This is a genomic window from Nitrosospira sp. Nl5 (assembly GCF_900102495.1).
In the GTDB taxonomy this organism is placed as follows: domain Bacteria; phylum Pseudomonadota; class Gammaproteobacteria; order Burkholderiales; family Nitrosomonadaceae; genus Nitrosospira.
On the sequence record NZ_FMVQ01000017.1, the window covers coordinates 1 to 12,630 of the forward strand.

Here is a 12,630-nt window from a genome sequence, read left to right on the forward strand (position 1 = left end):
GCAACGAAGTCGTGCGGCTAATCTTGAGTGTTTAGAGATGCCCTAAAGAGCGAAGGCTGGGCAACTATACAGCTTAAATTTATACCTGTCCATGCCGAGTCAAATCTAGAATCAGGTTCCTCCCGGATGGGATTTTTCTAACAGACTTCCCGGGTTTCAGAAAAGTGAAACGAATATGCGTACGGGATTTGCAGAAGATGATTGGTCTCCGCAAAAAGTGAAGGAGCGGTATTGAAGAATTTGCGGGCAAGAGGCGAGATGGACCGCCCCGGTTTCGCTGATAATCATGCAATGCCTACACAATTTCACGCTATCAATTTCGGATTTAAGCTTAAATCCACTGGGTCGAAAGGGGTATAGAATCGCGCCCCCGCATAGCTAGAAGTGTCAGGGTTTTTGTGAAGCTCATCTGTTTACGGATTTGCTTGGGTCACTCTGCTTCCTATTCCCGGTTAGTTTGTTATACAATTTGCGATTGTACTGTTAGCGTCGAAATGCTGGGCCTACGTTTAATTTGCGGATTAGAGATCGGAGATATTATGAATAGAATGTTTGAGTGGGCTGCTGGGTTGGCATGCGCTATGTTGGTTGCGCTGGTAGCGGTGCCGGTCCATGCACAGCTAATGCTCGCTCATGAAGGCCACCATTCAGGAGACTGCGCCATTAAGACCGGGGCTTTTCCTGTCGCCTTCAGTGCCTATGAAAAGCCAAAGGGCGACCTTCCGCCCACTCATGCATATTGTGACCATGTTCCGGAGACCGGCGAACTGTACTTTACGGTGGATTTGACGGATCCGGAATCTCGCGAGGTTCCCATCGCCATACGCCTGGTGATGGAAGGGCATGGGGAAGGAGGGCATGAAATTATGTCCGTGCCAGCCAAAGAATATCCATCTGGGAGTATTTCATTTACGGTGAATTTAGACGAACTCGGTCAATACGCCTTACTGTTGGAGACGGAGAAAGCCGGCAAGATGACCACAGCCGTGCGCATTCCAATACACGTGGGAGGAGGAGGGGGCCACGGTGGGCATGGTTCCGGCTTTGGTATGACAGAGATCGCGCTGTTGCTGGGTGTTGCCGGTATTGCGGTCTTCTTTTGGCTGCGCCGCCGTCCCAGTGCAAAAGCATCCTGAAGATATGGGTTGAAGCTTGGATGGTGCTGACGGGGAAAAGTGCCATTCTGAACGGGGAACCTCTGGCTTGAGGTAGAGCCCGATATCGATTTGCATTTGTTCCAGACGCATCCGGAATAGGCCTTCATGACAATTGCTTGTTTTCCGGACTTGATGGATCCGCCGGAATCCGAGAGAGAGAACCGAACTGTGATCCTGCCAGCCGGTTGTTTACCGTTTAGTCCCTCAAGGTAGCTTCGGCGTCGATTTCAGAGCCAACAATTACGGTTGTCTCTCCATCATGGATATTATGGGATGGGGTGGCTGATGGGGATCGAACCCACGACAACCGGAATCACAATCCGGGACTCTACCACTGAGCTACAGCCACCATCTGAAAAAATACCGCATCGCTTGAAGTTCAGGTGCCATTCGCTAATGGTAGCTTATGGCGTGCCCGACAGGAATCGAACCTGTAACCCCCAGCTTAGAAGGCTGGTGCTCTATCCGGTTGAGCTACGGGCACCACTCAAATCGGATTTTGCCCCAAATTAATTATACAAATTGGTCGGGGTGGAGAGATTTGAACTCCCGACATCCTGGTCCCAAACCAGGCGCGCTACCAGGCTACGCTACACCCCGGAAAGGTCAACACTATACCTTTCCGCCAGTAAAAGGTCAATTTACGACCTCTCCAGCATGACTTATCATTCGTCAGGTAGAGAAGCTGATGATACGCATTTGTTGCATTCAAGGACTGGGTCGCAGGTAGCCCCGAATTCTATATTTTCAATTCTTTATCCTGGTCTGTTCTATCAGCGCGTAGGCTGAATGATTGTGGATAGATTCAAAATTTTCTGATTCCACAATATAACTCTCTATACGCGTATCCCGGTTCAACATCTCAGCTATATCGCGTACCACGTCCTCGACGAATTTGGGATTATCGTAGGCCTTTTCGGTAACGTATTTTTCGTCCGAACGTTTCAACAATCCATAGAGCTCACAGGATGCCTGGTCCTCCGCCATTCTTATCAGTTCCTCTATCCAGACACAGCTATTAGTGCGAATTGAGATTGACATGTGGGAACGCTGATTATGTGCGCCGTAAGCAGAAATTTGCTTGGAGCACGGACAGAGACTGGTCACCGGCACAATTATCTTCATGGTGAACGAGTAGCTTCCATTCTTGATTTCACCAATGAAAGTCACCTCATAATCCAGCAGGCTTTTTACGCGGGAGACCGGCGCCGTTTTGTTGATGAAATAAGGAAAAGTCATTTCTATGCCACCGGATTCCGTTTCGAGCTTCTTTACCATAGCCCGTAGAATACCTTCGAACGATTCCACGGAAATTTCGCTTTCATGGCTGTTAAGTATCTCCACAAATCGTGACATGTGTACCCCCTTGAAATGATGGGGTAAATTGACATACATGTTGAACATGGCAACCGTATGCTGTATGCCGCTATCGTTGTCCGTTATCTTCACCGGATGGCGGATGGCCCTGATACCCGCTCTATTGATTGCGATACGCCTTGTATCGCGGGTGTTTTGCACATCCGCAAGGGAAAATTTGATATCGTTCATGATTCTAAATCCGGCAGCCCTGTTGCGAATTCACCCAGGAAAGGCGAAATTCAAGTAGGAAAAAAGTCATTTTGGCGCTGAATTGAAAACGAGCTCCAACGAGATGTTAATCGCCGATTTTAAGAGGGCATCTATTTCTCTGGAAAGCGGGAGCGCCGGGCATATGAAAATCGTAGCCGGGAAATGACGTGGAGCTAACTACCCGGAGTGTCTCGCCCGGACCGACCTGATGATTCCCGCCTTATCCAATCCACAATCAGCCAGCATTTGTGAAGGGTCACCCTGATCTATAAAGATATCCGGCAATCCCAGTTGCAGGACCGAAACGACGATGCCCCTGCTTTCCAGCAGCTCTACTACCGCGCTACCCGCTCCACCCATGACAGTGTTTTCTTCCACTGTCACCAGTAATTCGTAACTCGACGCCAAGGACAGAATCAGGTCGTTGTCCAACGGTTTGACAAAACGCATATTGACAACGGTGGCATTTAATTCTTCTGCAGCTTCTAGGCAGGGTTTGAGCATGCTACCGAAAGCCAGCAGCGCAATTTTTTCTCCACTACGGCGAATCTCGCCACGTCCTACCGGGATCACTTCCATTTGCTTCTGCGGTACAACGCCGGTTCCCGCGCCGCGTGGATATCGTACTGCTGCCGGTGTATTCATCTGAAACGCGGTATAGAGCATTTGACGGCACTCATTCTCGTCTGAAGGTGTCATCACCGTGATATTCGGAATACAGCGCAAATAGGTTAAATCAAAACTGCCAGCATGGGTGGGACCATCCGCTCCTACTAATCCGGCACGATCAATGGCGAATACTACGGGCAAATTCTGGATAGCGACATCGTGAATCAACTGGTCGTAAGCCCGCTGCAGAAAGGTCGAATAAATGGCTACCACCGGCTTCATGCCATCACAGGCCAGGCCCGCGGCAAAAGTGACCGCGTGTTGCTCGGCGATACCGACATCAAAATAACGGTCGGGATATTCCTCCGAAAATCTCACCAGTCCCGAGCCCTCGCGCATCGCCGGCGTAATGCCGATCAGGCGCGGATCCAATGCCGCCATATCGCATAACCAGTCCCCGAAAATTTGATTGTAGTTCGGCTTGCTCGCGGCTTTAGGAGCGAAGCCGGCATCCGGATTAAACTTGCTTACCCCGTGGTAGAGAATCGGATCGTCCTCGGCGGCCTTATAGCCCGCACCTTTGCGCGTTACGATATGCAGAAACTGAGGGCCGTCCAGATGTTTAATGTTGTTGAGCGTGGTTATCAGTATGTCAAGATCATGACCATCAATGGGGCCTATGTAATTGAAACCGAATTCCTCAAACAGTGTGCTGGGCGTGACCATTCCCTTTACATGCTCTTCGGCACGTTTAGCCAGTTCCAGCATCGGCGGCACGACGCCGAGCATTTTCTCCCCGGCGCGCCGTGCCGTCGCATAGAATTGACCCGACATGAGTCTCGCAAGGTAGTTGTTGAGCGCTCCTACGGGACGCGATATCGACATGTCGTTATCATTCAGGATGACGAGCAAATCAGTGTTCATGGCGCCGGCATTGTTCAAAGCTTCGAATGCCATGCCCGCGCTCATTGCGCCATCACCGATCACGGCTACCACGCGCCGTTCCTTCCCCTCCCGTTGCGCTGCGACCGCCATGCCTAGAGCAGCGCTGATGGAGGTACTGGAGTGGGCCGTACCAAAGGCGTCGTATTCACTTTCGTCGCGCCGCGGAAATCCCGCAACACCGCCTTGCATGCGCAATTTGCTCATGCCTTCACGGCGGCCGGTGAGGATCTTGTGAGCATATGTCTGGTGGCCGACGTCCCATACCAAGCGGTCATGAGGCGTATCGAAAACATAATGCAACGCGATGGTCAACTCGATCGTGCCAAGATTCGAGGACAAATGCCCGCCCGTCTTGGCTACCGATTCAACCAGGAATTGGCGCAACTCATCGGCGAGCTGTGGCAGCGTCTTACGTTCCAGCTTTCGCAACTTGGAAGGAGCGTTAATGGTATCGAGCAGTGGATACATTTAAACCCTAAAAATTGTAATATTCTTTGCTGTACAAAATATCAGTTTCAAAACTTGCGGTCGATGATGAAGTCGGTCACTTGCCGCAATCGTTCCGCCGTTGCACCAAAAACCTCCAACGACTGATACGCATCGGATCGCAACTCCTCGGCCAACTCATGTGCCCGGGTGCTCCCAAGAATACTTACATACGTCGGTTTGTTATTTTCGGCATCTTTGCCGGCGGTCTTGCCCAAAGTCGCAGTGGTGGCTTCCGCATCGAGTACGTCGTCCACCACCTGGAATGCAAGGCCTATGCATTTGGCAAAATGATCAAGACTCGTCAATTGGCCCTCATTCAAACCGCTACCGCAACAGGCGCCGAGCATGACCGCCGCACGGATAAGCGCCCCGGTCTTGTGGATATGCATAAATTCCAGTTCCGGCAGGCTCAAGGTCTTGCCGACGCTGGCAAGATCAACCGCCTGTCCGCCCGCCATCCCGCGCGATCCCGCTGCTTGCGCCAGCCGCTTGACCATTTCCAGTTGCATTTGCGGTGTATCCGCCAGGCGATATTCGGCGAGCAGTTGAAAGGCCAGGCTTTGCAAACTGTCACCCGCCAGCAGGGCGATTGCTTCATCGTATTCTACATGACAAGTAGGCTTGCCTCGACGCAGCACGTCGTCATCCATGCAAGGCAGATCATCATGCACCAGTGAATAAGCATGTATCAATTCTACCGCCGCGGCAGCGATAGTTACGCGCTCTTCGTCCGCTTGACTCAGCTCTCCGGCAGCAAAAGCAAGCAGCGGGCGCACTCGCTTTCCTCCGCCTAGAACGGTATAGCGCATGGCGTCGTGCAGACGCACGGGGGCAATATTTGTGGCGGGAAGCAGAGTCTGCAGGGAAGTTTCTATGCGTACCTGACGGCTCTTCGCCCAATCCTGGAAATCAGCGATCATCGATACCGGACGGGGAGAAATTTTTCAGTGTATCAGCCTCAAGGAGACGCACCTGTTGTTGCGCTTCCTGTAGCTTGGACTGACAATATTGTAGCAACTCCGTACCGCGTTTGTGGGCTGAGAGCGAAACTTCGAGCGGCATTTGTCCCGCTTCCATTTCGACTACAATGCTTTCCAGTTCCGCCAATGCCGCTTCAAAACTTTCTGGCTGTGAAAATTTGACGGGTTTAGCGAGCTTTGTCATGATAAGCAAGTGTCACAGAATAGATGCGTTGCCGGGAAACTGCAAAAATAACGCAATAAGCGTGGTCAGGTCAATTAAATACACGAAACTTTCTTCAAGGAGCCTTTTAGTTGGGATTATAGGCGTTCTAGAAAGAATATCACCCTCTCCCCCGCTTGATTGGTTGCATTAATTCAGTAGACGTTTGGTTTTTAGTATGATAGCCACCTTTTTTAACTCCTTGGGAATGTAAAGTACCGGATATGTCCAAACTTATTGATGTTTCCGAGCTGACGCAACTGCCCACGCAACTGCCGATCGACTGGTATCTCGATCCCTCTATCCTCGATTTGGAAAAACGCCTTTTATTTGACAAGGGGGCAGGTTATGTCGGTCACGAAATCATGGTGCCGAATGTAGGTGACTATTATGTGCTGGAGTGGATGAATAATGCCAAAGTGCTAGTACGTAATGAGGACGGCATTGCGCTGCTGTCCAACGTCTGCCGCCATCGGCAGTCTCTTCTGCTCAAAGGCCGCGGCAATACCAGAAACATCGTTTGTCCCATACATCGCTGGACCTATGGTATGAATGGGAGACTACTAGGGGCTCCGCACTTTTCCGAAAATCCTTGCCTTAATCTCGGCAGCACCCCCTTGCAGAATTGGAATGGCTTGCTGTTTGCGGGCAAGCGGAATGTGGCGCGCGACCTAGCGCACCTTGGCGTCCTTAAAGATTTCGATTTTTCCGGGCATGTGCTGGAACGCGTGCAGATAGAAGAATACGCCTGCAACTGGAAGACCTTTATCGAGGTATATCTGGAAGACTATCACGTCAATACCTACCATCCTGGCTTAAGTAGTTTCGTTGATACTAACGAGTTGAAGTGGGAGTTCGGCGATTGGTACAACGCGCAAATTGTGGGACCCAATCGGGACCTTGTCTGTCCCAGCACGCCGGTTTACGCCAAATGGCGCGAACAGTGGCTGCATCAGACAGAGGGCGAGACACCGACTCATGGCGCGATCTGGATGCTTTACTATCCTAACATCATGTTGGAGTGGTATCCCCATGTACTCGTTATCAGTACGCTGTTGCCAACGGGAACGGAGCGCTGCACAAACGTGGTGGAGTTCTATTATCCCGAAGATATTGTGTTATTTGAACGAGAGTTTATTGACGCGGAACAGGCTGCCTACCATGAAACTGCAGTCGAAGATGATGAAATTTGTCGGCTTATGACTGCTGGACGCCGTGCACTCTATGAGCAAGGCATTAATGAAGCTGGTCCGTATCAGTCGCCAATGGAGGACGGTATGGCGCACTTTCATAAATTTCTCCGGCGGGAAATCGAATCGCACATTTGAATGTGGCGTATTGAATTACACTACTTATGACAAGTTTTTAATTTATTGGATCAGCCCATGATTACCGTTCAGGAAACCGACAATCTAATCAATGTTGCTGTCTTCGGCGAATTCACCTTGGCAGATTACAAGGAATTCGAAGAGCATGTACTCTACAAATATCGCTCCGGTAACCGAGTAAATGTACTGTTTGACTGGCGAGACATGCTGAGCTACACCGTCGATGTTGCATGGGAGGATATAAAATTCATCCGTGAGCACGGCAGCGAATTCAACCGGATTGCCATAGTAACGGAAAATCAATGGCGGGCCTGGGGGGCTTGGGTTGCCAATCTTTTCATTGATGCCGATATCAGGGTGTTCAGCGATTATACGGACGCAGAGGCGTGGGTTACGGCGTGATATTCAGGAACTGGGGATTCTGGAATTTCAGATAAAAAACAGAAGAAGGTGGCAACGGATAGATGTGGGAAAACTCGATCTCCATCTCAAATCATCTCTAACATATGAATATTACGCCTTCGTAAGGAGTAATCATTTATAATCCGGCTTGGCGTCTTCCACATTCTCAATCTCGGAATAGTCCTCTCCGACCAATTCTGATCGGCGTGATTTCAGGCATTACTTAGTTGCCGGCCAGCAGATTTGTTGTAAAAAAGCTACACATCTCTCTCCTATTCTCCAAAATCTCTTTATATTGGTTCTTAACTCGTCCAGAATGGAACCTGCTTTTCCACAGGCCCTACGTTAAGGTTCAGAATTTATCTCAATGGCATTTTTCAAGCGGAAAACCGAGGCTGAAAATTGGCGCTGTTACTTAGCTAAAAGAGGCGCGGAATATGAGCATAATATTGTCTTGACAGAGAAATCCACTATAATATAAGCTCGGCAATTGTTTAAATTTACGTATTTATTTTGTTAGCGAGCACTTTTTATTACAGCGATTATTCTCAGCATTGAATTTAAAAATTTCAAGCCAAGGGTGAGCAGATTAATAACCTAAACAGTGTGTCCGACCAGAATCCTTTACATTATAAAAAGATGACTAGTACCATTAATTTGGAGGGGAAGACCTTGAGTTCAACAATAGCGAAGTTGAACGCTCCGCTAACGCAAGCGTTTGATCCTCGATCATCAAGCCTGTCGCCGATAACAATAATCCCAACCCCAACACCAACGTACAACACTCAAGCTCAGAGGTTAGCTGATTTTGAAACTTTGACTGCTGCCTTGGAGTATGCGGCGGTTGGAAACGCTGGATATAACTTCTATGATGCCAAAGGTAATCTGCGCTCAGTCCTTTCCTATCAAGCGTTAAGGCAAAATGCTCGCATTTCTGCCGAGCGGTTATCAGGTCTTGGATTGGCCTACGGTGATCGTGTGGCTGTTATTGCTGATACGACCCCGGAATTTGTCGAGCTGTTTTTTGCATGCCGCTATGCGGGATTAATTCCGTTTGCGATGCCAGTTCCGGTCAACCTTGGCAGTCACGCAATATATGTCCAGCAGCTTCGAGGAATGCTTGAGGGTGGTCAGGCAAGCGCCGCTTTGGCCAACGTGGATTATATTGGCTTCCTCAGAGAGGCTGCTGAGGGATCGCAAGGATTACGATGGGTGGGCACTCCCGAGGAGTTGGGAAAACTCTCTCCCTTAAACATACCGTTGCAGGCAAATCACCCTGACGAAACCGCTTACCTCCAATTTACCTCGGGCAGCACTCGTACTCCGCGTGGAGTAATCATTACCGAGCGTGCGCTAATGAGCAATCTGCGCGGAATTGTTCGTAACGGGCTGGGCATACGCCCTGGTGACCGTTGCGCATCCTGGCTCCCGTTTTATCATGATATGGGACTAGTGGGAATGGTAATGGCGCCGATGGTGGCGCAGGTTTCCGTCGATTACCTGGCGACGCGTGATTTTGCCATCAGGCCCTTGCAATGGTTGCGGCTAATTAGCCGCAATCGCGCCACCGTGGCATTTAGTCAGCCGTTCGGGCTCAAACTCTGCACCCTGCGGGTTCGTGATTCGGATCTGGAAGATCTTGATCTGAGTAGTTGGCGTGCTGCCGGTGTCGGTGCGGAAATGATAAGGCCGGAAACATTAAGAAATTTTGCCGAAAAATTTGCGCCAGCAGGCTTTGACGCCAAGGCTTTTCTGCCTTGTTACGGATTGGCTGAATCAACGCTCGCTGTTACCTTCTCTCAAATTGGCCAAGGATTTCAGAGCTTGCGGGTTGATGCGAGCACGCTGGTTGACAGAAAGGTGGCGGTACGATTACAAGCGGAAGGTAGGAAATACAGTGAATTTGTAAACTGCGGCCGTCCTTTGCCCGAACATACGGTCAAGATTGTCGATGAAAACGGAATGGAATTGCCGGATTTAAGGGTGGGGAGCGTACTCGTGCATGGCAGTAGTATTATGACGGGCTACTTTAATAACCCGGAAGATACCCAAAAGACACTTCAACCCGGTAACTGGCTGGATACTGGTGATCTTGGTTTCCTGTTTGAAGGGGATCTGTATGTCACTGGCCGCCGTACAGATGTCATTATCGTCAACGGACGCAATATCCGGGCTCAGGATATCGAAGAGCTAGCCGAACAGCAGCCCGAGGTGAGGACGCGGGAAGCATCTGCTTTTGGGATAACCGATGCGGGTGATGTGACGACGATCGTGTTGGTCATAGAATGCCGCTTAACCTCGATAACAGATCGGCAATCTCTTACCGGTCGATTGCAACGCCTGGTCTATATGGCATTTGGTGTTAATTGTTTGGTTGAACTGGTTCCGCCACATACTTTGCCTCGTACGTCGTCCGGCAAGCTATCGCGTTTTGCCGCACGCCAAGGTTTCATACAGCGGACAACGCTGACAGACCAGCTATCAGCCGAGTCCGGGGACAACTAATCAGCTTATGTCGGGGCCATTGGTGGCGGTAACCGGTGCCACCGGCTTTATTGGCAGTATCCTTTTAAAGTCCCTGATCAAGGAGGGGTGGAAGGTCAGAGCTTTGACCCGGTCTCCCCGGTCTGACGATGAATTTACGCAATGGATCGAAGGCGATTTAGACAACCTAAGTGCATTGCATAGTCTCGTAGAAGATGTTTCTGCTGTTGTGCATTGCGCCGGTCGGGTTCGAGGCAGCTCGCTTGAGGACTTCGTTCATGCCAACGTAGAAGGCACAGCGAACCTTGTGCGTGCTTCGATACAGCAGAGTTCGCCGCCCCGTTTTCTCCTCATATCTTCCCTGGCTGCCAGACAACCAGAGCTTTCCTGGTATGCAACCAGCAAGCGTATGGCTGAACAGTTAGTGATCGATCATTCGCCTATCATGCCGTGTGCGGTTTTCCGCCCGACTGCCGTTTATGGCCCGGGTGACAAAGAAATGAGTCCGCTCTTCAGGATCACCCGGCGTGGCATATTGCCGATGGTGGGGCAGCCTGCGATGCGTTTTGGTTTATTACACGTCAGTGATTTGGTTGCCGCCATTCTCAGTTGGCTTTCCACCAAGGTTCCTGTGCATGGCGTATATGAGCTTGATGACGGAATGCCCGGTGGGTACGATAGCCAATCCGTAGCCGCCATTGCACAAGATGTCTGGAAGCGGCCAGTATCTTGCATTTTCTTACCGACGCCACTCGTTGCGCTGATTGCCAGCATTAATTTGTGGTCTGCCCGGTTGCTACATTATTCACCAATGTTGACTCCTGGGAAAGTCAGGGAATTACAGCATCCAGACTGGGTATGTGATATCTCTCCTTTAACTCAGGCGCTTCCTGATTGGCGACCTTGCGTCCGCTTGCGTGACGCCCTACCTCTGGCAATATAATTTCTAACAATCGAATCAATTTAGAATTGAGCTATGGCGAGCGATTACACCGATACCCTGCAGAGACTTTGCCATCACCTTAAGCAATTTACCGGTCCTGATGTAGAAATTACGCCGCAGACGGATCTCATTAATCAGCTTGCAATTGACTCTGTCAAATTATTGAATTTGATCATGGAAGTTGAGGATGAGTTTGATATTTCCGTACCGCTTAATGCCCTCGCCGATGTTCAGACTGTCCACGAGCTTGCAAATTTAATCCACCAAATAAAATCTGCGAAATAATGAGTTTGTTAGACAAACTGGATGCTGTTGCTGCGGCGAGAAAGGCGCTCCTGCCCGAGGGCGTCGATGTTTTCGGCATACCGATAGAAGAAGTCTATTCTTCGACAGAGGCAAAAATTGGCAATCGGCGCATACTGTTTCTGGGTACGAACAATTATCTCGGACTCACCTTCGCGCCGGAATGTCTGCAGGCAGCGCATAAGGCGATTGATAGTGAGGGGACCGGCACCACGGGATCACGCATGGCAAATGGCAGTTACCATGGACATCGTGCCCTTGAGCGGGAGTTTGCGGATTTTTACCACTGTCAATCGTGCATCGTCTTTACAACTGGTTATCAGGCGAATCTCGCTACGATTTCCGGCTTGGCGGGTAGCGGCGACGTTGTCCTGATCGATGGCGACTCTCACGCAAGCATCTACGATGGATGCCGCTTGAGCGGCGCCGAGATAATCAGGTTTCGGCACAATGATATGACAGACCTGGAGAAGCGTCTCCGCCGCCTTGGAGAACGCTCACGCTCTACCCTCATCATTATTGAGGGTATTTACAGCATGTTGGGCGATCGAGCGCCGCTGGCTGATATTGTCAAGTTGAAAAATGCGTATCACAGCATTCTTCTTCTGGACGAGGCACATTCACTTGGGGTCTTGGGCGAGACGGGCCAAGGTCTGGTCGAAGAAACAGGGCTCATGGATGGAGTTGACTTCATTACCGGTACTTTCAGTAAAAGTCTTGGTGGTATTGGCGGCTACTGCGTAAGCAACCACTCGCAACTTGATCAGCTGCGCTATGTCAGCCGCCCGTATATCTTCACGGCATCACCCACACCAGCCACCATTGCATCCACGCGGGCGGCACTCAAATTACTCCGTGACGGTACCAAGCTACGTCAACAGCTTTGGAAAAACGTACACCAACTTTATTCACGGCTCCATGAGCTCGGCTACCAGCTTGGTCCTGAGCCCAGTCCTGTCATCGCAACCATACTTGATACCCCGCAGCAGGCGCTGACACTATGGAACGGCCTGCTCGAACACGGCATTTATGTCAACTTAATATTACCGCCCGCAGCGCCTGACGGTAAATCGCTGGTGCGGTGCAGCGTAAGCGCAGTTCATACCAGCGATCAAATGGGCCATGTCGGCCAAGCTTTTGCCGAGTTGCGTGAAGTCATCTTTCCGATAGCATCCTGAAAAGCACTTTGCTTTTTCCAAACTATATCAATCTGTGAACT

11 protein-coding genes and 3 tRNA genes are annotated in these 12,630 nt (G+C 50.3%); 7 read left to right on the plus strand and 7 right to left on the minus strand.

Annotation, left to right across the window (positions count from 1 at the left end; genetic code table 11):
- Positions 1 to 539 precede the first annotated feature (539 nt).
- Positions 540 to 1,136 (plus strand): hypothetical protein, encoded by a 597-nt coding sequence (locus tag BLP45_RS13080; protein ID WP_090372937.1) that lies wholly within the window; start codon positions 540 to 542, stop codon positions 1,134 to 1,136.
- 295 nt (positions 1,137 to 1,431) lie between these two features.
- Here BLP45_RS13080 and BLP45_RS13085 read toward each other — a convergent pair.
- The 7 genes from BLP45_RS13085 to BLP45_RS13115 all read right to left on the minus strand — a co-directional run bounded on the left by BLP45_RS13085 (position 1,432) and on the right by BLP45_RS13115 (position 5,933).
- Positions 1,432 to 1,506 (minus strand) — tRNA-His (locus BLP45_RS13085).
- 58 nt (positions 1,507 to 1,564) lie between these two features.
- A tRNA-Arg gene (locus BLP45_RS13090) sits at positions 1,565 to 1,641 on the minus strand.
- Between the two features lie 39 nt (positions 1,642 to 1,680).
- Positions 1,681 to 1,757: transfer RNA gene (locus BLP45_RS13095), tRNA-Pro, on the minus strand.
- Positions 1,758 to 1,904: 147 nt separating this feature from the next.
- Positions 1,905 to 2,705: a GTP cyclohydrolase FolE2 gene (gene folE2 / locus BLP45_RS13100; protein WP_090372938.1), complete on the minus strand. Its 801-nt coding sequence runs from the start codon at positions 2,703 to 2,705 to the stop codon at positions 1,905 to 1,907.
- Positions 2,706 to 2,903: 198 nt separating this feature from the next.
- Positions 2,904 to 4,748, minus strand: a complete 1,845-nt coding sequence (gene dxs / locus BLP45_RS13105) for a 1-deoxy-D-xylulose-5-phosphate synthase (protein WP_090372939.1) — start codon at positions 4,746 to 4,748, stop codon at positions 2,904 to 2,906.
- Positions 4,749 to 4,795: 47 nt separating this feature from the next.
- On the minus strand, positions 4,796 to 5,689 hold the full coding sequence (locus tag BLP45_RS13110; RefSeq protein ID WP_090372940.1) for a polyprenyl synthetase family protein: 894 nt from the start codon (positions 5,687 to 5,689) through the stop codon (positions 4,796 to 4,798).
- Positions 5,679 to 5,933, minus strand: coding sequence for an exodeoxyribonuclease VII small subunit (locus BLP45_RS13115; RefSeq protein WP_090372941.1), 255 nt, complete (start codon positions 5,931 to 5,933; stop codon positions 5,679 to 5,681). The genes BLP45_RS13110 and BLP45_RS13115 overlap by 11 nt, the downstream gene beginning before the upstream one ends.
- Before the next feature lie 242 nt (positions 5,934 to 6,175).
- Here BLP45_RS13115 and BLP45_RS13120 point away from each other — a divergent pair, with 242 nt between their 5' ends.
- The 6 genes from BLP45_RS13120 (at position 6,176) to BLP45_RS13145 (ending at position 12,589) form a co-directional block, all read left to right on the plus strand.
- On the plus strand, positions 6,176 to 7,279 hold the full coding sequence (locus BLP45_RS13120; protein WP_090372942.1) for an aromatic ring-hydroxylating oxygenase subunit alpha: 1,104 nt from the start codon (positions 6,176 to 6,178) through the stop codon (positions 7,277 to 7,279).
- 57 nt (positions 7,280 to 7,336) lie between these two features.
- Positions 7,337 to 7,681 carry a SpoIIAA family protein gene (locus tag BLP45_RS13125; protein WP_090372943.1) on the plus strand — a complete coding sequence of 115 codons (345 nt, stop codon included), beginning with the start codon at positions 7,337 to 7,339 and terminating at the stop codon, positions 7,679 to 7,681.
- Between the two features lie 639 nt (positions 7,682 to 8,320).
- Positions 8,321 to 10,186, plus strand: coding sequence for a fatty acyl-AMP ligase (locus tag BLP45_RS13130; protein ID WP_256327830.1), 1,866 nt, complete (start codon positions 8,321 to 8,323; stop codon positions 10,184 to 10,186).
- A gap of 22 nt (positions 10,187 to 10,208) precedes the next feature.
- Positions 10,209 to 11,108 (plus strand): NAD-dependent epimerase/dehydratase family protein, encoded by a 900-nt coding sequence (locus BLP45_RS13135; RefSeq protein WP_256327831.1) that lies wholly within the window; start codon positions 10,209 to 10,211, stop codon positions 11,106 to 11,108.
- Between the two features lie 33 nt (positions 11,109 to 11,141).
- A complete protein-coding gene (locus tag BLP45_RS13140; RefSeq protein ID WP_090372945.1) occupies positions 11,142 to 11,393 on the plus strand; it encodes an acyl carrier protein in 252 nt (83 codons plus the stop codon).
- A complete protein-coding gene (locus tag BLP45_RS13145) occupies positions 11,393 to 12,589 on the plus strand; it encodes a serine palmitoyltransferase (protein ID WP_090372946.1) in 1,197 nt (398 codons plus the stop codon). The genes BLP45_RS13140 and BLP45_RS13145 overlap by 1 nt, the downstream gene beginning before the upstream one ends.
- Positions 12,590 to 12,630: the final 41 nt, after the last annotated feature.